The sequence below is a fragment of the Rhizobium changzhiense genome (assembly GCF_013087625.1).
Lineage (GTDB): Bacteria > Pseudomonadota > Alphaproteobacteria > Rhizobiales > Rhizobiaceae > Rhizobium > Rhizobium sophorae.
In genome coordinates, this window is sequence record NZ_JABFCQ010000003.1 from 244,972 (window position 1) to 264,167 (window position 19,196).

At 60.8% G+C, this 19,196-nt stretch carries 17 protein-coding genes; 16 read left to right on the forward strand and 1 reads right to left on the reverse strand.

The window, feature by feature from the left end:
* The first annotated feature begins 2 nt into the window (after positions 1–2).
* From G9X68_RS16260 to G9X68_RS16320, 13 genes are all read left to right on the forward strand, one after another.
* The gene (locus tag G9X68_RS16260; protein ID WP_171603266.1) at positions 3–1,109 is read left to right on the forward strand and encodes an LLM class flavin-dependent oxidoreductase; all 1,107 of its coding nucleotides are present in this window, start codon (positions 3–5) and stop codon (positions 1,107–1,109) included.
* Positions 1,110–1,227: 118 nt separating this feature from the next.
* Positions 1,228–2,409, forward strand: a complete 1,182-nt coding sequence (locus G9X68_RS16265; protein WP_171603267.1) for an acyl-CoA dehydrogenase family protein — start codon at positions 1,228–1,230, stop codon at positions 2,407–2,409.
* Between the two features lie 74 nt (positions 2,410–2,483).
* Positions 2,484–3,044, forward strand: a complete 561-nt coding sequence (gene msuE / locus G9X68_RS16270; RefSeq protein ID WP_171603268.1) for an FMN reductase — start codon at positions 2,484–2,486, stop codon at positions 3,042–3,044.
* A gap of 18 nt (positions 3,045–3,062) precedes the next feature.
* A complete protein-coding gene (locus G9X68_RS16275; protein ID WP_171603269.1) occupies positions 3,063–4,067 on the forward strand; it encodes a C-terminal binding protein in 1,005 nt (334 codons plus the stop codon).
* A 277-nt stretch (positions 4,068–4,344) separates the two neighbouring features.
* Positions 4,345–5,610 carry a GGDEF domain-containing protein gene (locus tag G9X68_RS16280; RefSeq protein WP_171603270.1) on the forward strand — a complete coding sequence of 422 codons (1,266 nt, stop codon included), beginning with the start codon at positions 4,345–4,347 and terminating at the stop codon, positions 5,608–5,610.
* A 179-nt stretch (positions 5,611–5,789) separates the two neighbouring features.
* A complete protein-coding gene (locus G9X68_RS16285; protein WP_171603271.1) occupies positions 5,790–6,533 on the forward strand; it encodes a FadR/GntR family transcriptional regulator in 744 nt (247 codons plus the stop codon).
* Positions 6,517–8,115 carry an ABC transporter substrate-binding protein gene (locus G9X68_RS16290; protein WP_171603272.1) on the forward strand — a complete coding sequence of 533 codons (1,599 nt, stop codon included), beginning with the start codon at positions 6,517–6,519 and terminating at the stop codon, positions 8,113–8,115. The genes G9X68_RS16285 and G9X68_RS16290 overlap by 17 nt, the downstream gene beginning before the upstream one ends.
* 83 nt (positions 8,116–8,198) lie before the next feature.
* On the forward strand, positions 8,199–9,158 hold the full coding sequence (locus tag G9X68_RS16295) for an ABC transporter permease (protein WP_171603273.1): 960 nt from the start codon (positions 8,199–8,201) through the stop codon (positions 9,156–9,158).
* Between the two features lie 2 nt (positions 9,159–9,160).
* Positions 9,161–10,039: an ABC transporter permease gene (locus G9X68_RS16300; protein WP_003550548.1), complete on the forward strand. Its 879-nt coding sequence runs from the start codon at positions 9,161–9,163 to the stop codon at positions 10,037–10,039.
* Positions 10,040–10,057: 18 nt separating this feature from the next.
* Positions 10,058–10,975 carry a dihydrodipicolinate synthase family protein gene (locus G9X68_RS16305; RefSeq protein WP_171603274.1) on the forward strand — a complete coding sequence of 306 codons (918 nt, stop codon included), beginning with the start codon at positions 10,058–10,060 and terminating at the stop codon, positions 10,973–10,975.
* An 8-nt stretch (positions 10,976–10,983) separates the two neighbouring features.
* Entirely contained in the window at positions 10,984–12,000 is a 1,017-nt protein-coding gene (locus G9X68_RS16310; protein WP_171603275.1) for an ABC transporter ATP-binding protein, read from the forward strand.
* The gene (locus tag G9X68_RS16315) at positions 12,001–12,954 is read left to right on the forward strand and encodes an ABC transporter ATP-binding protein (protein WP_171603276.1); all 954 of its coding nucleotides are present in this window, start codon (positions 12,001–12,003) and stop codon (positions 12,952–12,954) included.
* 26 nt (positions 12,955–12,980) lie between these two features.
* Positions 12,981–13,916, forward strand: coding sequence for a dihydrodipicolinate synthase family protein (locus G9X68_RS16320; protein ID WP_171603277.1), 936 nt, complete (start codon positions 12,981–12,983; stop codon positions 13,914–13,916).
* 103 nt (positions 13,917–14,019) lie between these two features.
* Here G9X68_RS16320 and G9X68_RS16325 read toward each other — a convergent pair whose 3' ends face one another.
* Positions 14,020–14,784, reverse strand: coding sequence for an IclR family transcriptional regulator (locus G9X68_RS16325; RefSeq protein ID WP_003550543.1), 765 nt, complete (start codon positions 14,782–14,784; stop codon positions 14,020–14,022).
* A gap of 193 nt (positions 14,785–14,977) precedes the next feature.
* Between G9X68_RS16325 and G9X68_RS16330 the strand changes: the two genes are divergently transcribed.
* The 3 genes from G9X68_RS16330 (at position 14,978) to ggt (ending at position 19,149) form a co-directional block, all read left to right on the forward strand.
* Positions 14,978–16,552, forward strand: coding sequence for an ABC transporter substrate-binding protein (locus G9X68_RS16330; RefSeq protein WP_171603278.1), 1,575 nt, complete (start codon positions 14,978–14,980; stop codon positions 16,550–16,552).
* Positions 16,553–16,687: 135 nt separating this feature from the next.
* Positions 16,688–17,542 (forward strand): alpha/beta hydrolase, encoded by an 855-nt coding sequence (locus G9X68_RS16335; RefSeq protein WP_171603279.1) that lies wholly within the window; start codon positions 16,688–16,690, stop codon positions 17,540–17,542.
* On the forward strand, positions 17,539–19,149 hold the full coding sequence (gene ggt, locus G9X68_RS16340; RefSeq protein WP_097581161.1) for a gamma-glutamyltransferase: 1,611 nt from the start codon (positions 17,539–17,541) through the stop codon (positions 19,147–19,149). Before G9X68_RS16335 ends, ggt begins: the two co-directional genes overlap by 4 nt.
* Positions 19,150–19,196: the final 47 nt, after the last annotated feature.

Consider the following 19,196-nt stretch of genomic DNA (forward strand, 5'->3'; position numbering starts at 1 on the left):
ACATGTCCGCGGAATTCATTAGCGTCAGCTTTCCCAACGAGTCGAACGACCTCAATCCCATTCCCGACGCGCCAGTGGATCCTCGTTTCCTGGAGCGCTATGCACGCGCCCTCGATGACTATGGTTTCAACTACACGCTGATCCCCTATTCCTCCTCCTCCTTCGATCCCTTCACGCTCGGCGCCACGGTCCTGGCACACACGAAGCATATCAAGATCATCGTGGCTTTGCGCCCGAACACCGTCTACCCGACGGTCGCAGCCAAATCGCTTGCAACACTCGATCAGTTGAGCGGCGGGCGGGTCGTCGTTCACTTCATTGCAGGCGGCAGCGACGAAGAGCAGGCCCGCGAAGGCGACTTCCTCGACAAAGAGGAGCGCTACGAGCGGCAGGAAGAATACATCCGGATCCTGCGTCTGGCCTGGACGTCCAAAGAACCTTTCGATTTCGACGGCAAATACTACCAGTTCAAGCAATTTCGCAGCGCAGTGCGTCCCACCAACGGCCTGATCCCGATTTCGGTCGGCGGTTCTTCGGATGCCGCGTATCGCATCGGGGGGGCACTGGGCGACATTTTCGGGCTCTGGGGCGAGCCGCTTGCAGAAACAAAGCAGCAGATCGAACGGATCTACGCGGAAGCGGCAAAGGCAGGTCGGGCGGATCGCCCGCGCATATGGGTTACCTTCCGGCCGATCGTGGCGGAAACCGACGAGTTGGCATGGCAGAAGGCGCATAGAGTGCTCGACCAGCTGAACGAAAACCGCCAGAAAGGCTTGGCACGTGCGCCGCTCAATGCGGCACGTCCGGCTAATGTCGGCTCGCAGCGGCTGCTGGACATCGCGGCACGCGGTGACGTGCATGACCGCGCTCTATGGTATCCGACGGTGACCGCGACCAATGCCAGCGGCGCCACCACCGCGCTGGTGGGTTCGCCGCGCACCATTGCAGATTCCATCCTCGACTACATCGATCTTGGCTGCGATCTGATCTCGATCCGCGGCTATGACAATTACAATGATGCGGTCGACTACGGCCGCTACATCCTTCCGCTCGTGCGTGAAGGCATTCGCGAACGGGAAGAGGCGAATAAGAAGAAGAGTGCTGCGTGATGCATGCAGTCCGGCCCGAGCGCCGGACTGCACGTCCCCTTTTTCTCAACGCAGCCGGATCTGCTCGTCCTTTGCCTAGGGATAGGACTGCCTTAACAGCCAGAAAGCGTCGACCCGCATGTCCCATGATACAATCGTTCCAGATGAAACCGTGCGCGTTATCGCGGACGCCGCACCGGATGCGGATCGAACCGGTCAATTTCCCTGGACCGGTATCCGGGCCGTTCATCAGAGCGGCCTCCTAGAGAGCACCGTTGCAACCCGCTATGGCGGTCAAGGCGCGACGCTGGCTGATGCGGCCCACATTCTGGCGGCGCTGGGACGGGGTGATCCCTCGGTAGCGCTGATCAGCGCCATGACGATCTTCAATCATCTCGGCCAAGCCGCAAAGAACCATTGGCCTGATGATCTGTACCGGCACCTGCTGGCAGAGGCAAAGCAGAAACCGCTGTTGCTCAACGCCGCACGCGTCGAGCCGGAACTGGGGTCCCCTGCGCGCGGCGGCCTCCCCGCGACGATCGCCCGCCGCACCGCAAGCGGCTGGTCGATCACCGGGCGCAAGCGCTTCGTCACCGGCGCATACGGTCTTACGCATTTCCTTGTCTGGGCGCATACCGATGAAACGCCTGCTCGCGTCGGAACATTCGTCGTGCCGAATGGATTGCCCGGCATCCACGTGATCGAGAACTGGAACAGCCTGGGCATGCGCGCCACAGGTTCGCACGACGTCGAATATACCGACGTCGAGATCCCAGCCGAAAACGTGCTGGAACTCGTCGATCCGTCGGTTGCCCAGCAGGACAATCGCGCCCACGCGGCGATGACCTTGGCACTGACCGCGATCTATCTCGGCGCGGCCGAGGCCGCGCAAGCGGCCTTCATCCGCTTCGCGCATGAGCGCGTGCCTGCCAATTTGGGCCATCCCATTGCTCGCACGGAGCGGTTCGTGACGCTCTCGGGTGAAATCGACCTACTCGTTTCCAGCGCCCGGCAGATCATTTTCGGCGCGCTCGAGGCCAACCATGGCGATGCGGAAAAGATGATAAGGGCTCGGCTGATCGCAGGCCGGCAACTGCGCGAAGCCGTGCAGATCGCGGTGCGTTGCATCGGCAATCCGGGTCTTAGCGCCGACCTGGGGCTTGAACGGCATTTCAGGGATATCCAATCCGTGCTTGTCCACGCGCCGCAGGAAGATACATCCATTTCGATCTTGGGCCGTGCCGCCTTTGATCGATGGAACCGAGAGGAAACTGCCCGCTCGAGCTATCCGGCAGGGCTGACGGTCCTCAAAACTGCATAGCAAAACAGAGCGCCTCGCCCGATGACCTCCCTCCTCCCTCGCATGATCGAGGCGAACTCGCGAAAGGAATTTAGATGAGCAACGATCTGATCGTCGGCTTTTCGGGCAATCTCTCCCGCCCGTCCAGCACCAGGCGCTTCGTGGAGAGTGTTACGGAATCGCTGGCGAAACAGGCCGGCCTGCAGCATGCGGTGTTCGACGTCGAAGACCTCGGCACCTCGCTGGCGGCCGCAAGATCGGTCGCGGACCTCGATTCTGCCGCGAGAAAGGTGATCCAAACAATCATCGAGGCAGAAGCGCTCGTCATCGGCTCGCCAACCTACAAAGGGAGCTATACGGGCCTGTTCAAGCATGTCTTCGATCTACTCGATCCGGCAGACTTGCGCGGCAAACCCGTCATCCTGACGGCAACCGGCGGGGGCGATCGACACTCTCTCGTTGTCGAGCATCAACTTCGCCCGCTGTTTGCTTTTTTCGAGGCCTTTGTTCTGCCGACGGCAATCTACGCCTCGAGCCGCGATTTCACCGATGGCATTCCGTCAACGGCTATTCTCGGTCGCGTAAACCAGGCGCTGGCAGAAGCCTCCGTTCTTGTGAAGGCGCGCTCGACTGCAGACGCGATTGCCGCGGAATAAGCAGTCGGTCGGCAAAAAATGACTGCACCAAAAAAATACGTCGTCGGCATCACCGATCACATGTTCGGCGCCCCCGATCTCGAGGCCGAAGTGCTCGGCGACGATGTCGAGATCGAGTTCTTCGCCAGCACCGACGAAGCATCTTTCGATCCAGATCGATTAGCGAGGCTCGATGCCCTGATGGTCTGGGGCGCGCGCCTCGGGTCGCGCAGCATCGCCCATCTTTCACGCTGCAGGGGCGTCGTGCGCTATGGTGTCGGCTATGAGAAGATCGACCTTTCGGCACTGGCTGATGCAGGCATCCCGTTCGCCAACAATCCCGATTACGGCACCGAGGAAGTCGCCGACCACGCCGTGGCGATGATCCTGTCGCTGCACCGGCGACTCTGGGAGCATGATGCCCGCGCCCGTGGCTATACATCCGGATGGCAGGTCCATAGCCTCAAGCCGCTCAGCCGCTCGAACCGGACCGCGGTGGGTGTTGTCGGCGTCGGGCGGATCGGCACAGCGGTGGTGAACCGCCTGAAGCCGTTTGGATTCCGCATCCTGGGTTATGATCCGGGCCAGCCGCCCGGCCATGAGAAGGCGATCGGCTATGAACGCGCCAACCGGCTTGATGACCTCTTCGCCCAGGCGGATATCGTCACCTTGCATTGCCCGGCAAACGACCAGACGCGCGGCATTCTAAACGCGGATGGACTTTCCCGGCTCAAGCGCGGAGCCATCCTGGTCAACACCGCGCGCGGAGAGCTGCTCGACGATCTCGATGCGCTCGAAGCCACACTGCGAAATGGCCATCTCGCAGCGGCGGCAATCGACACACTGGCGCAGGAGCCGCCGCGCGAGCATCCGCTGCTGACGGCATGGCGCGATAGGAGTGACTGGCTTGAGGGGCGGCTGGTGATAACGCCGCACAATGCCTTCTACTCCGATCATGCGGCCATCGAGATGCGCCACAACGCGGCGCAGACGGTCAAGATCCTGCTCGACGAGGGCCGGCTGCGAAATCAGGTCACGGCGTGAGCGGCGGTCACTCGGAAACGAGACGTCACGTCGAGCGCTTGCTATCCGGCTCTGACCGGAGGGCAAATCACGCGTCGGTCTACCGACCGAAAGGTGATCGCCATGAAAAATCGAGCCGAGAATTCGGCCTGGCGCGAGCGAGACTTTGGCCCGATATGACACGTTAACGACATACTGTCGTCCCCTGGTACAAAATCATTAGGGCAAGCATATCGTCTTTGGGGGCGGAATTCGCGGCTCGCCTTGTCTCCGGTCGTCTGCTCCCTAGATCCGACACATGGATACCGAGCGAACCACAGCTCCTATCAAACCGGTAAGGGCGTCTTCGCGGAAACCTCTCCAGAGGTTGAGCCCGGCCATCGTCGAGCAAGTCGAGCGCCTGCTCGGTGGACGTACGCGTGATATCCGCCTCAATGGGGAACTGGCCCGGCTTTTTGGCGAACGCTCCTGGCCGCGGACTGCCAAGATCATCCGCGCCTGGATGGTTTGGGTTATCGTGCTCGACGTCCTGACGTTGGGCCTCAACGCGATCTTGCTTCCGACCGAAACCGTGATGTCGATGCTTTGGCCAGCATCTATCCTTCCCCCCGCGGCTCTTGTCGCCGCGATAGCCTTCCTGCGGCCGCATGCTTTGTGGGTGCAGGGAGTTTTCCTCCTCTCGGCTGTTTTTCTCATCCTCCTGTCGGTCGCCTTGGTGGGCGTTAACACCGGTGGCGAGTTTTATGAGCGGCATTTGACCATCATGCTTTTTGTGGCCGTCACTGCCATTATCATATTTCCGATTCCACTCGGTTGGGCGATGGCGATCGGTGCTGCTGCCCTCGGTATTTACCTTGTGTTTCAACTGCGCAATCCGGGCATCGAAGCGGGGAGTGCTCTGGCCGGGACGCTGTTTTTCGCAAGCGGCGTGGCTGCAACCGTCGTTGCCCGACGCACCGCAACCATCTTCGCTCAGAAGACTTTCTTGCTTGAGTTGCGAGATCGAAGTCGCCTCGCGGAGCTTACCGACGCCAACTCACAGCTGGAATTGCTGGCGCGGACCGACCCGTTGACCGGTGTCGCCAACCGGCGTTCGATGATGGAAACGCTAAATCATTTCTGGAACGAGGACCTTAAACGAACGAGCGGCGCGGCGATGCTGATGTGCGATGTCGACGACTTCAAACATCTCAACGATAATCTCGGACATGCCGAAGGCGACCGCTGCCTGGTGAAAGTTGCCGGCATCATTCAGAGCTGCATGAGAGACGAGCGGGACCAGGTCGCCCGGTACGGAGGCGAAGAGTTTCTTGTCTTTCTCCCTGGCTCTGATGAACAAGAGGCCGGGGTGGTCGCTGAGAGAATTCGCAGCCGAGTGGAAGCGGCGTCTCTTCCCAATCCTACCTCCCGCGTCGGCCCCTGGGTCACTGTCAGCATCGGAATAGCGATATTGATGCAAAACAGTGAACTCGTGTCGGCAGAGCATATGCAGCGCCAAGCGGATGCGGCGCTCTACCTTGCCAAAAAGACCGGCCGCAACTGCGTTATGTTCCATAGTCCATAGTCCAGAGGCCGATGAAGCCTCCGACTAGCTGTTGCCCGTTTTACTGACCCCAAAAACGAGCGCCTCAACCGGCTGCAAGCCGGCTCGACGTCAGTTATCCCAACCTGACCATTTGACAGATATCCTACAAGTCGATATGTAAGGAGTATCTTATCGGCGATGCGGGAAAGTGACCGGGCATGACATTGAAATCGATGAAGCCGCTGACGCGCGCTCCGCTCTTGCATGTCTCCGTACAGGAAAGTCTGCGCGCCTATATCGACGACAATGGTCTTGCGCCGGGAACCTTGCTTCCGGCGGAAGGAGAGCTTGCCACCCAGCTCGGGGTAAGCCGCAATTCGCTGAGGGAAGGCATCAAGGCTTTGGAATCGCTCGGCGTGCTGGAGACGCGACGCGGCGTCGGCATCTTCGTGAAGGCCTTTTCCTTCGAGCCGCTTCTCGACAACCTCGCTTACGGCCTCGGCGGCGCCCTGCGACAGATCGAGGAGGTGCTTGAAATCCGGCGCACGCTGGAAGTGGGATTGATCGGCAAAACGATCGACGTGATCGGCGAGGAGGACATTGCCGAATTGCACTCCACCGTCAATCGAATGCGCGCCCATGCCGAGCGGGGCGAAACCTTCGCGGAAGACGACCAGCTGTTCCATCGACTGCTGTTTCGCTGCCAGGACAATGAAACGCTCGTGCGGCTGATCGATGTCTTCTGGCTCGCCTTCTACAAGGCATCCGACTTCGTCAATCTTGAAAATGCCGATCCGATGGCGACGTGGCGCGACCATGCCGCGATCGTCGATGCGATCGAGGCAAAAGATCCGGAGGAGGCGCGCAGACGCCTGGATCGTCACTACGAGGGCATTGCCCGAGTGATTGCCAACAACAAGACAAGTTCAAACGTGGGAGGAACACATGAAAAGACTGTCTAGATTATCCGTTATTGCGCTTGGCGCCCTGCTGTCGACGGCTGCCGTTCCGGCTCTTGTCGTTTCCGGCGTTGCAAACCAGGCGCAGGCAGCCACGCTGTCGGGCGGCTTCGATGTCGGCCCCGGAGGCTTCCAGGGGAACTTCAATCCGCTCGCCGCGACCGCCGGCTTCACCTGGCTCAGCGTCTACTACGAACCGCTGATCACCTATGACGAGAAGCTGCAGAAGGTCGTCGGCGCGCTGGCAAGCTCCTACGAGGTCAGCTCCGACCAGATGATCTACACGTTCAAGCTGGCGGACGCCAAATGGCATGACGGCAAACCGTTCACCGCCAAGGACGCGAAGTTCACCATGGGCCTTGCTATGGATGCGAAAACCGGCTCGGTGCTCGCTGCCCGGCTGAAAGGCATATCGTCCGTCGAGACGCCGGATGAGCACACGGTTGTCATCAAGCTCAGCGCCCCGAGCAGCAGTTTTCCCGACACGATGACCAAGGTGATGATGCTGCCCGAGCATGCGCTCTCCTCGATTCCGGCCGACCAGCTGGCGAAGAACACCTGGTGGTCGACCGCTCCTATCGGCACCGGTCCGTTCAAATTCACCAAATACGTCTCGGATCAATATGTCGAACTTGCCGCAAACACCGATTATCGCGGCGGCAAACCCGCACTGGAACGCGTGATCAATCGCTATTTCGCCAACCCGGCCGCGGCGATCGCGGCGCTGAGATCCGGCGAAATCCAGTTCACCTATGTCGATTCCAATGACGTGCCGACCTTCAAGGACAACAAGGACTTCCAGGTCATCGAAGGCAACTCTTTCGTCGTCAACTATCTCGGCTTCAACCACGAATCCCCGCTCTGGAAGGATGTGCGCGTCCGCCAGGCGGTTATGTACGCGATCAATCGCGATGCCATCATCCAGAGCCTCTATGGCGGTGCGGCCAAGCCTGCCAACTGCGCGTATGTCGCCGAACAGCTGATACCTCAGGGCATCGACAGCTATGCCTATGATCCTGAGAAGGCCAAGCAGCTGCTGACGGAAGCCGGCTGGGACCAGATCAACGGCGGCAAGCCGATCACGCTTCTGACCTATTACACCACGCCGCTGGCCACCAACGTCCTTGCCGCCGTCCAGGCGATGCTTGCCCAGGTCGGCATCAACATCGTCCCGCGCGCCGTCGATGCGCCGACCTATAACAGCATCGTGCTCAATGCGGCGCCGGATATTGCCCAGTTCCAGTTGGTTTATGCCGGGCTGCAGAACGGGCCGGATGCCGGAAGCATCAATGTCGGCCTCAACGAGAAGCAGATCCCTCCGGCCGGACCGAATGTCGCCAGGGTTCGCATGCCTGACCTCACCAAGGCGCTCGATAGTGCCTTGGCCGAGCCGGATAGCGCCAAGCGGGATGCCGCCTATCAGGATGTCTGCAAGGTGATGAACACGAACCTGCCCTGGGCGACGCTCTGGGTGGCGAACCGCTACGGCATCGTCTCGACCAAGGTCAAAGATTTCGTCTGGACGCCGGCGCCGGGCGGCGGCCCCTACCTAGCCAACCCGCAGAAATGGTCGATCGCCGAATAGGCGTTTTCCGGGAAAGCCTTGGGGTGGCTTCGGCCACCCTGACAGGATGGCCTGACAAGACGGCCCGACAAGACGGATTGCCGATGCTCCAATACAGTCTCAGACGCCTGATCATAGGAATAGGCATGCTCGTCGCCCTGAGTGTGCTGATCTTCCTGCTGCTGCGCCTGACACCGGGCGATCCGATCGATGCCTATATCGATCCGAACCTGCCGATGTCGCCGTCAGACCTTGCCGATCTGCGCAGCAGCCTCGGGCTCGATCAGCCCTTGCCGGTGCAGTATCTGGGCTGGTTGCAGCAGGCGCTGGCCGGCAATCTCGGCTATTCGATCAAGCGTCTCGATCAGCCGGTTCTCAGTCTGGTGCTGTCACGGATTGGCCCGACAGTGCTCTTGATGGGCACCGCACTTGCCTTCGCCATCGTCGCCGGCATCACCTTCGGGGTGATCGGCGCCGTCCGACGCAATTCGCTGGCCGATCTCTCCTTGTCGGTGGCGGCACTTGCCGGCATTTCGAGCCCGGCCTTCCTCAGCGCGCTGATCGGCCTCTATATTTTCTCCGTCCGCCTGCACTGGATGCCATCAGGCGGCATGCTGACGCCGGGCGAGGAATTCTCGGTGGGCGATCTCCTCCACCATCTGATCCTGCCGGCGGCACTTCTGTCTGTCGCGCAAGCCGCATTGATCATGCGTTACATGCGCGCTTCGCTGCTCGAGGTCCTGAACCAGGATTACGTGCGCACAGCCCGCGCCAAGGGCGTTCGCGAATTCTGGGTCATCAGCAAGCATGCCTTGCGCAATGCGCTTCTGCCGATCGTCACGCTGATCGGCTCCACCATCGGGCTTGCAATCGGCGGCGCCATCTTCATCGAGAGCGTCTTCAACTGGCCGGGCATGGGTCTGTTGCTCGTCGATGCCGTACAGACCCGCGACTACCCCGTCATCATGGGCGCGACGCTCGTCATCGGTACTTGCGTTATCGTCGTCAATCTTCTGACCGATATCACCTATGCGGTCGTCGACCCGCGCATCAAGGTGGGCTGATCATGCTGGCACGCTCTTCCGAACGCCGGAGCCCGGGACCACTGGCCCGCGCCTTCAGTCGGTTTCTGCTCAACCGCGCAGCCGTTGCCGGCGTCTGCATTGCCATTCCAATGCTGCTGCTGATCCTTTCCTATCCGCTATGGTGGGCTTTCCGGCCGAACGACATCGATCTTCTGGCCATGAATAGCGGCCCGACGGCAACGCACTGGTTCGGAGCCGACGGCGTCGGTCGCGACGTCTTCGCCCGCGTGCTCGAAGGCGGCCGGATTTCGCTGTTGGTCGCCGTCGCATCGACCGCGCTTTCGGCAGTCATCGGGTTTCTTTTCGGGGCAATCTCGGCGCTTGCCGGACGCTGGACGGACGCCGTCTCGATGCGCTTCGTCGATCTGGTGATGACCCTGCCGCCCGTCATCTTCCTGCTTGTGCTCGCCTCCATCGCCGGCACCGGCATCTGGCCGACGGTGCTGGTCATCTCGCTGCTCTCATGGCCGCTGCTTGCGCGCATGATCCGCTCGCGGCTGCTGGAATTGCGTGAACGCGACTTCGTCATGGCCGCCCGCGGCATGGGCGCCGGCATCGGCCATCTGCTCTTTCGCCACGGCCTGCCGAACTCGATCGATATCCTCGTGGTCTATGCAACGCTGCAGATCGCCAATGCCATCCTGCTCGAGGCCGGGCTGTCCTTTCTCGGTCTCGGCATCGCCCCACCGGCGGCAAGCTGGGGCAACATGCTGAACGCGGCCCGCTCGACCGCCGTGCTCGAACAATATCCCTGGCAATGGCTCTTCCCCGGCGCCGCATTGATCCTTGCCGTGCTTGCAATCAACTTCATTGGCGACGGCCTCAGAGATGCCTTCGACCCGCGTGCCGAACTGAACTGACAATCGAAAGAAGCGAAAATGACCAAATTCAAGGGTGTCGTCCCTCCCGTCGTAACCCCGCTCAATCCGGATCTCACCATCGACTACCCATCTTATACACGCGTGCTCGAGCATCTGGTCGATGCCGGCTGCCATGGCGTATTCGTGCTCGGTTCGACGAGCGAGGTGATCTTCCATGACGAAAAGACCCGGCGGGAAATCATCGAACATTCGGCCAAGGTGGTGAATGGCCGGGTGCCGCTGATCGTCGGCGTCATCGATCCGACCACGGATCGTGTCATCGCCCATGCGAAGGTCGCAAAGGCGGCCGGCGCCGATGCGGTCGTGGTGACGGCACCATTCTACACGGTCACCAGCCAGTCCGAGATCCTCGACCACTTCCGCTATATCCGCGACGCGGTGGACATTCCCCTGATCGCCTATGACATTCCCGTCTGCGTTCACGTCAAGCTGCAGCGCCAGACCGTGGTCACGCTTGCCAGGGAAGGCGCGATTATCGGCCTCAAGGATTCCAGCGGCGACGACGGCAACTTCCGCTATGCGCTCCTCGATCTTGCCGAACAAAAAGACGTCTTCCTGATGACGGGCTCCGAGATCGTCGTCGACACCGCCCTGCTGATGGGTGCTCACGGCGTCGTTCCTGGTATCGCCAATGTCGATCCGCATGGCTATGTCCGCCTTTGGGATGCTGCCCAGCGCGGCGACTGGGTCGCAGCCAGGAATGAGCAGGAGCGCCTCTGCCGCCTGTTCGAAATCGTTTGGGTCGCGCAGGGCCGGGTCAGCGGCGGGGCCGCAGGTATCGGCGCCTTCAAGACCGCCATGCGCAGCCTCGGCATCATCGATTCCACCGTCATGCCGCGACCGCGTGCCTCTCTCAACGATGCCGAAACGGCGCAGATCGACGAGATCCTGCGTGCAACCGGTCTGCTGAACTGAGCCAGTTGATGGAACAGACCGCCGAACCCGTACTCGACATCAGAGGATTGCGAACGATCTTCCGCATCCGCGGCGGCGAGATCACGGCGGTCAACGATATCGACCTCAGCGTTGCCGCCGGCGAGACGCTCGCGCTCGTCGGCGAATCCGGCTCCGGCAAATCGGTCACCAGCCTGTCCGTCATGCGGCTGCTCACCCGCAACATCGGCGTGATCGCCGCAGGCAGCATCCGCCTTGCTACGGGGGACGGCGTGGTCCGCGATCTCGTCTCCCTCGATGAAGAGAGCATGCGCCGGATCAGGGGCGACGACATCGGCATGGTCTTCCAGGAGCCGATGTCGAGCCTCAATCCCGTCTTCACCATCGGCGACCAGATCGCCGAGCCGATCCGCATCCATCGCGGTAGCGACCGCAAGGCGGCGATGAACGCAGCCGTCTCGCTGCTTGAAAGTGTCGGCATACCGGACGCCCGGCGCCGCGCCGGCCAATATCCGCACGAACTTTCGGGCGGCATGCGCCAGCGCGCCACGATCGCCATGGCACTCGCCTGCGATCCGGCGCTGCTGATCGCCGACGAGCCGACGACGGCGCTCGACGTGACGATCCAGGCGCAGATTCTCGACCTGCTCCTCAAACTGCAGCGCGAGCGCGGCATGGCCATGCTCTTCGTCACCCACAATCTCGGCGTCGTCGCCGAAATCGCCCATCGCGTCGCGGTGATGTATGCCGGGCGGATCGTCGAAGAAGGGCCGGTCGGCGAGGTGTTCCGCAATCCCAAACATCCCTACACGATGGGCCTTCTCGCCTCCATGCCACGCCTTGGCGATGCCGCGCGGATGAAGCAGGCCGGCGAAAAGCTTGCCGCCATTCCCGGCATGGTCCCGAGCCTGATGAACATGCCGAGCGGCTGCGCCTTTTCCCCACGCTGCAAATTCGCGATCGAAGCCTGTCGCGCTGCCGTTCCGGTGCTCGAACAGGTCAATCCGCAGCATCGCAGCCGCTGCATCAGATGGCAGGAGATCTAGATGAGCGCACCGCTGCTCTCCGTCCGCGACCTTTCGAAACATTATACTTCCCGTGGCACGCGGCTGAACATTCTCCAGGGCGTCTCCTTCGATATCGGCAAGGGTGAAGTCGTCGGGCTTGTCGGCGAATCCGGCAGCGGAAAGACCACGATCGGGCGTTCCGTTCTTCGCCTCGTCGAGCCATCGTCCGGCAGCGTCCGTTTCGACGGGACGGAACTCACGGCACTTTCCGCCTCGGCGCTCAGACGGCAACGGCCGCGCATGCAGTATATTTTCCAGGACCCCTTCGCCAGCCTGTCGCCGCGCATGACGATCGGCGAGATCCTGACAGAAGGCCTGAAGATCCAGGGGATCGGCACCGCCCGCGACAGGCTCGAACGGGCGCGGTCTGCCTTGGCAAAGGTCGACCTGCCCGCCGATGCCATCAATCGATACGCACATGAATTTTCCGGTGGCCAGCGCCAGCGCATCGGGATTGCCCGTGCGCTGACCTTGTCGCCCGAATTCATCGTCGCCGACGAGCCGGTCTCGGCGCTCGACGTGTCGATCCAGGCGCAGGTGATCAACCTGTTGCGCGACCTGCAGCAACAGCTTGGCCTGACCATGCTGTTCATCTCGCATGACCTTGCCGTCGTCGAATATATCTGCGACCGGGTGATCGTGCTCTATCTCGGCCGCATCATGGAAATCGCACCCAGTGCCGATCTCTATGCGAGACCGCAGCATCCCTATACGCGCGCGCTTCTCTCGGCGATTCCGTCGCCCGATCCGGATGCCCGCCGTAACAGGCAGATCCTGAAAGGCGATATTCCAAGTCCGGCCAATCCACCGAGCGGATGTGTTTTTCGCACGCGCTGTCCGAGCGCGCTCGAGGCCTGCGCCGGCGCCGTTCCGCAATTGCGGGAAATCGCGCCCGGCCACTTCAAGGCCTGCATCCGCGACGACCTCAACTGATCCGTCATCCATCGGAGAAACAAGAGATGAATGCAAAGACGCCGCGTCCCGCCATCGGCGGAAATTGGGCGAGCCTGCTTCTGCCGATCCCAGCCGATGACAGCATCGAATTCGACAAGCTCAGGGAAGAGATCGACATCCTCATCGATGCCGGCGTCGACGGTATCTATTCGAACGGCACGGCCGGCGAATTCCACAATCAGACGGAGAAGGAGTTCGACAGGATCCAGGCAATGCTGGCCGAACGCTGCAAGGCGTCTTCAACCCCATTCGTCATCGGCGCCTGCCAGCCCGACCCGCTGATCATGCTCAATCGCGTCCGCCGCGCCGCCGCGCTCGATCCCCTCGCCATTCAGGTCATATTGCCGGACTGGTGGCCGCTCAACGATGCCGAAGCGGTCGACTTCCTGAAACGCGCGGCCGAGGCCGCCGACGGAATTGCGCTCATCCTCTACAACCCGCCGCATGCAAAACGGGTGCTGGCACCAAAGGAACTCGGCATGGTCTGCGCGGCAGTACCTGAGGTGATCGGCATCAAGTTCGCCGATGGTGACGCCTCGTGGTATGCCGAGGCACGCCGGCATCTGTCCGGGCTTTCGCTCTTCGTCCCCGGCCATCATCTCGCAACCGGCACCAAGGAAGGTGTGGCAGCAGGCTCTTTTTCCAATGTGGCCTGCCTCAGTCCCCGCGGTGCTCAGGCCTGGACGGTCTCGATGCGAAACGATATCGACGCCGCACTCGATCTGGAGCGACGCATATGCGCGTTTATGGACGCGCATATCGTCCCGTTTCGCCAGGAATTCGGCTATTCGAACGCCGCTCTCGACAAACTTTTAAGTGCGATCGGCAATTGGGGACCCGTGGGCACCCGTTTGCGCTTTCCCTATCGCTCGATAGACATGGCAGAAGCGGTCAGATTGCGACGCATCGCACGCGCCGAACTCCCCGATCTTTTCCCCTGAGTTTGCTCAAAAAGCGGGCCCGTCACGAAACAAGCTGCGTTGGCTCGCCTTGGTGGGCGTCGAGCCGAAGAGAAAGGTCCGATATGGCGCAGGACGAAAAGCTCTACCAGCCCAGCCGGGCCGATATCTTGCTGGAGGCCTCTTTCAGCAGAACGATGAAGCGGTCGACGTCGCTTTTCTGCGTGCGGAAGGCCGGTGCGCCGACATTCACGGCGGCGATCACGGATCCGTCGAATGCCAGAACCGGCACTGAGACGGAGACGAGTTGCTCGCTGACTTCACCATAACTCACACAAAATCCCTGGCGGCGGATTTTATCCAATTCGGCAACCAACTTGCCACGATCCGTGATCGTGCGCTTGGTCAGCCGCGGCAAAGTCTCGGGGATCATTTGCAGCTGCACCTGGGGGTGGAGATAGGCGAGGAGCACCTTGTACGAGCCGGCCGTGAGCGGCCGCCTTCGACCGATCATCGCCTGAACCCGCAAGTCGCGCATCGGCTCGAACTTTGCAATGCACAGGGATTCCCCATTGTCGATGATCCTGAGCTGGGTCGTTTCGTTCGCCTTCTGACCGACCTCTTCAAGAATAGGATTGGCTATTCGCACCAGATCAACCTGTGTCGAGGCAGCAGTCCCGAGAATGATCGCAGTCGTTCCCAGCCGATAAGTGCCTGTATCGCTCTTCCGCACCAGGCCGCGCCGTTCCAGTGTGCGTAACATGCGCAAAATTCTCGGCTTGGTTTCCCCAAGGTTCTGCGCCACCTCAGTCAGTCTGATATCCGGGTTTTTGGCGACATTCAGCAATACGTCGATGCAGACATCAACAGATTGCACAATATCGCTTTTTGATGGTTGTCTTTTGTCCATGGGACCAGGATTTTCTCCGCGACCAAGGCTGAAGGATTGGCATAGTTTCAGGTTACGCCTATCGTAACGCGCTTGTTTTCTGTTTGACAGCCCCCTTGAGGCCCCCTTACCAATTTATGTCAAGAGTGGACGGGAACCCGCTCGTACCGACCAAGCAAGGTCGGCCCAAAAACGCTAAACCGGGATGGAAGAAATGGCCGCAAAAATATTGACGCGGGCAGCGATCGGGCTGCTCGGAACGATCGCTATTCCTGCAATGGTCGCCGCACAGGAAACCCCGCTGACGATCGGGATGTCGACGACGCCAACGACGCTGGATCCCCATGAAGACAGTTCGGCGCCAAACAATGCGACCTCGCGCCATATCTGGGACAGCCTCATAAACCTCACGGGAACGTCGGCAAATGCCCCGGAACTCGCCACCGAATGGAAGGTCGTCGACCCGACCCACTGGGAATTCAAGCTGCGGAAGGGCGTGAAATTCCATGACGGCAGCGAGTTCAACGCCGATGACGTCATCGCTTCGCTTCTGCGTGCCCGCGACAAGCCCAGCCAGAGCTTTGCTTCCTACACCCGCAATATTGTCAATGTCACGGCCACGGATCCCTATACCATCGTCGTCGAGAGCAAGGTTCCGGATCCGATCCTGCTGAATTCCGTCAGCCGAATTCGCATTATCAGCGCCGATTGCAAGGAGGCGCCGGTCCAGGATTTCGACAACGGCAAGTGTGCAATCGGAACCGGGGCCTATTCCTTCGTCTCCTATTCGCCAGGCAGCAATCTGACCTTGAAGCGCAATGACAGCTATTTCGCTGGCCCCTCGCACTGGTCGAATGTCACGCTCCGCTTCCTGCCCGATGACGGCGCCCGCCTGGCATCGCTTCTTTCCAACGAGATCGACATTGTCGAGACCCTTCCTGCCGATGGAATGGCACGCGTGGAAGCGAGCGATAATCTGCAAGTCATCAACGGCCTGTCTTCCCGCTTCGTTTATCTTGGCCTCGATGTCAGCCGCGATGTTTCGCCTTTCGTGAAGGCTGCGGATGGCGCCGATCTCGACAGGAACCCGCTCAAGGATGAACGGGTGCGTCGCGCAATGCTGATGTCGATCAACCGGCCGGCAATCGTCGACCGCGTCATGCAGAAGAACGGCACGGTGGCCGACCAATTCGTCACCCAAGGCTATGCGGGCTATTCCGACAAAGTCGAGAAGGTGGGCTATGATCCCGCCGCCGCCAAGACGCTTCTGGCCGAGGCCGGTTATCCCGATGGCTTCAGCCTGACCCTGCATGGCCCCTCTGGCCGTTACGTCAAGGATGCCGAAGTTCTGCAGGCGGTCGGCCAGATGTTCACGCGCATCGGCATCAAATCGAAAGTCGAGGTCCTGCCCTGGTCGATGTATTCTGAAGCCTATTCAAAAGGCACCTACAGCACCTATTTCGGCTCCTGGGGTGTGAACACCGGCGAAACCACCAATCCGACTGTTGCGCTGGTCGCCACGCGCGACGAGAAAAAGGGGACCGGCAGATATAATGGCGGCGGCGTATCCGATCCGAAGATCGACGAGGTGCTGGCCACGGCAAGTTCGACGCTCGATGAAGCTGCACGTGCGCCCCTTCTCGAGGAACTGTCGACCGAGACCTTCAACAACCTCTGGCTTCTCCCGATGCATTACGAAAACGTCGTGCTGGGTGCAAAGAAGACCGTGTCCTACACCCCGCGCGGTGACAAATATACGCTCGCTTACGACGTGAAGCCGGCGGACTAATGCACGTCGCAGCGGTTTTGGGACAAATAAAGATTTGAAGTGCGTCGCATCGATCCAATCGATGCGGCGCGGTTTAAAACAGCAGCATGGGGCCGCACCAGGGCCGTCCCTTTCTTCATCTCCCAGGAGACATTCATGCAGGAACTTGGAACGGGCGAAGCCGTCGCCCGGGCGAAGGCCATCTATGACTATGGCCAGACGGCCATCTTCGCCTCTCAGGCCGATCCCCGCCTCCATATGGTGCTTTATGTGCCGCCGACGGCGGCAGACGGCCGCAAGCTTGACCTCCTGGTCGCGGTCCACGGCACCGGGCGCACGTCGGCCATCGACTTCCGCGACGGTTTTGCCGAATTCGGGCTCTACAATGACTGTGCCATCCTTTGCCCGATCTTCCCGGTTGGCGTTCTCGGCGATGGGGCGCGTTCCGGCTACAAGTTTCTTGAGGAAGGCGACATCCGCTACGATCAGGTCGTCCTTGCGATGGTCGCGGAGATGGCCGACAAATACCGCCAGGACTGGTCCAAATTCGCCATGTTCGGCTTCTCCGGCGGCGGGCATTTCGTGCACCGTTTCACCATCCTGCATCCGGAAAAGCTCTGGGCGGCATCGATCGGCGCACCTGGTTCCGTCACCCTTCTGGATCCGACGCGTGACTGGTGGGTCGGCATTCGGGATCTGGAGGCGCGCTTCGGCAAGTCCTTCCGGCCCGAAGATCTCGCCAAGGTGCCGGTGCACATGATCGTCGGCGATGCCGATCTGGAGACCTGGGAAATCACCCATAAACCGGGCGGCAAATATTATATGGATGGCGCCAACGACGCCGGCAAAACGCGGCCCGAGCGCCTTGCCGCCTTGGCGAGCTCATTCCGCAAAGCGGGTGTCGATGTGACGTTCGATCGTGTTCCGGGCGTCTCTCACGACCGGATGAAAGTTCTGGGCTACGTCAAAACCTTCCTGGCAAAGGTGCTCGAGGAGCGGCGCGCGAAATGAGAAATGCAACGATCGTGGCGCCCCAGCCGGAGGCAGTTGAAGCCGGCGCGGAAGTTCTCGAACGCGGCGGCAATGCCATCGACGCAGCACTCGCCTGTGCTTTCGTCCAGGGCGTGGTCGACCCGCAGATGGCCGGCATTGGCGGCTTCGGCTCCATGCATGTCTACATGCCGAAAAAGGGCGTGCACGAGATCCTCGAATTTTATGCGCGCGCGCCGTTGAAGGCTGCGCCGGACATGTGGCTCGACAAGATCAAGCACCAGAGCCGCGACGGCTTCGGCTACGTGCTTGAAGGCAATATTTCCGATATCGGCTACCTTGCCGTCTGCACCCCCGGCTCGCTCAAGGGCTATGAGACCGCGCTGCGCCACTACGGCACCTTCGACTGGGCCGATCTCATCAAGCCGGCCATCCGTCTTGCCCGTAACGGTTTCATGATCCGAAACCATATGCACTGGTATTGGGCCAAGGACCAGTCGAATGACGGTTTTGCCAACACGCTCGACAAGCTGCGCTTTTCTGAAACGGGCCGGAAAGTCTATTTCCACGATGACGGCACGCTCAAGAATGTCGGCGACCTGCTCGTCAACAAGGATATGGCACAGACCCTCGAACGTATCGCGCGAAGCGGCGGCTCGGACATTTTCTATCACGGCGAACTGGCCGAACAGATCGCCGGCGATTTCAAGGCAAATGGCGGCTTGATCGATCGGGAGGATCTGGCGCGCTACGAATTGTCGATGGTAGAGCCGGTTTGGGGCGGCTACCGCGACAACCGCATCGCCACCTCACCTCCGCCAGGCTCGGGCTTCCCGATGCTGGAACTCCTGCATATCATGGAGCAGTTCGACGTCGGCTCGCTGCAGCATGGCAGCGCCGATCACGTCCGCATCCTGTTTGAGGCCATGAAGCGGATGACGATCGACAAGGACGCGCATATGGGCGATCCCGCCTATGTCGACGTGCCCTATGAAAAGCTGCTGTCGAAAGAGCATGCAAAGGCGCATGCCGGCGCGATCAAGGCGGGCGAGATCGCCAGTGTTTCGCGTCTTGATAGCTCGCAGCGCGACACCACCCACATCTCGGTGATCGACAAGGACGGCAATGCCGTCGCGATGACCCACACTCTCGGCAGTCCCTCGGGTGCGATCACCGACGGACTTGGCTTCATGTATAATGGCACGATGAGCCGCTTTAATCCGCTTCCGGGCAAGCCCGGCTCCATCGCGCCCGGCAAGCGGCGTCCCAGCTCGGCGGCACCGACGATCGTCTTCAAGGGCGACGAGCCCAGCGTCGTCATCGGAGCGCCAGGCGGCAGCTATATCGCGCCGGCCGTTGCGCAATGCTTGATGAACATGATCGATTTCGACATGTCCGTGCTCGAAGCCGTCTCGGCGCCGAGGATCGTAGGGGTGTCAAACACGATCGACATCTGCAATCGCATTCGACACTCTGTCGAAGACGAGTTGCGGACGCAGGGCTACCAGGTGGCGCGGTCGCCACAGACATATGCGTTCGCCGCAGTCCACGCGATTAAGATTGACGGCGGCATCTCGAAAGGCGCGGCCGATCCGCAGCGCGACGGGATGGCGATCTCCGTCGCCTAAAGCATGTCGCGCAAAAGTGCGCAGCGGTTTTGCGACAACGACATGCG

What these genes read in the sequence shown, in the direction of transcription:
- G9X68_RS16315 (WP_171603276.1), top strand. Translation starts at nt 12,001, where the DNA reads ATGAGCGCACCGCTGCTCTCCGTCCGCGACCTTTCGAAACATTATACT.
- G9X68_RS16265 (WP_171603267.1), top strand. Translation starts at nt 1,228, where the DNA reads ATGTCCCATGATACAATCGTTCCAGATGAAACCGTGCGCGTTATCGCG.
- G9X68_RS16280 (WP_171603270.1), top strand. Translation starts at nt 4,345, where the DNA reads ATGGATACCGAGCGAACCACAGCTCCTATCAAACCGGTAAGGGCGTCT.
- ggt (WP_097581161.1), top strand. Translation starts at nt 17,539, where the DNA reads ATGAGAAATGCAACGATCGTGGCGCCCCAGCCGGAGGCAGTTGAAGCC.
- G9X68_RS16320 (WP_171603277.1), top strand. Translation starts at nt 12,981, where the DNA reads ATGAATGCAAAGACGCCGCGTCCCGCCATCGGCGGAAATTGGGCGAGC.
- G9X68_RS16310 (WP_171603275.1), top strand. Translation starts at nt 10,984, where the DNA reads ATGGAACAGACCGCCGAACCCGTACTCGACATCAGAGGATTGCGAACG.
- G9X68_RS16290 (WP_171603272.1), top strand. Translation starts at nt 6,517, where the DNA reads ATGAAAAGACTGTCTAGATTATCCGTTATTGCGCTTGGCGCCCTGCTG.
- G9X68_RS16330 (WP_171603278.1), top strand. Translation starts at nt 14,978, where the DNA reads ATGGCCGCAAAAATATTGACGCGGGCAGCGATCGGGCTGCTCGGAACG.
- G9X68_RS16295 (WP_171603273.1), top strand. Translation starts at nt 8,199, where the DNA reads ATGCTCCAATACAGTCTCAGACGCCTGATCATAGGAATAGGCATGCTC.
- G9X68_RS16285 (WP_171603271.1), top strand. Translation starts at nt 5,790, where the DNA reads ATGACATTGAAATCGATGAAGCCGCTGACGCGCGCTCCGCTCTTGCAT.
- G9X68_RS16335 (WP_171603279.1), top strand. Translation starts at nt 16,688, where the DNA reads ATGCAGGAACTTGGAACGGGCGAAGCCGTCGCCCGGGCGAAGGCCATC.
- G9X68_RS16275 (WP_171603269.1), top strand. Translation starts at nt 3,063, where the DNA reads ATGACTGCACCAAAAAAATACGTCGTCGGCATCACCGATCACATGTTC.
- msuE (WP_171603268.1), top strand. Translation starts at nt 2,484, where the DNA reads ATGAGCAACGATCTGATCGTCGGCTTTTCGGGCAATCTCTCCCGCCCG.
- G9X68_RS16325 (WP_003550543.1), bottom strand. Translation starts at nt 14,784, where the DNA reads ATGGACAAAAGACAACCATCAAAAAGCGATATTGTGCAATCTGTTGAT.
- G9X68_RS16305 (WP_171603274.1), top strand. Translation starts at nt 10,058, where the DNA reads ATGACCAAATTCAAGGGTGTCGTCCCTCCCGTCGTAACCCCGCTCAAT.
- G9X68_RS16260 (WP_171603266.1), top strand. Translation starts at nt 3, where the DNA reads ATGTCCGCGGAATTCATTAGCGTCAGCTTTCCCAACGAGTCGAACGAC.
- G9X68_RS16300 (WP_003550548.1), top strand. Translation starts at nt 9,161, where the DNA reads ATGCTGGCACGCTCTTCCGAACGCCGGAGCCCGGGACCACTGGCCCGC.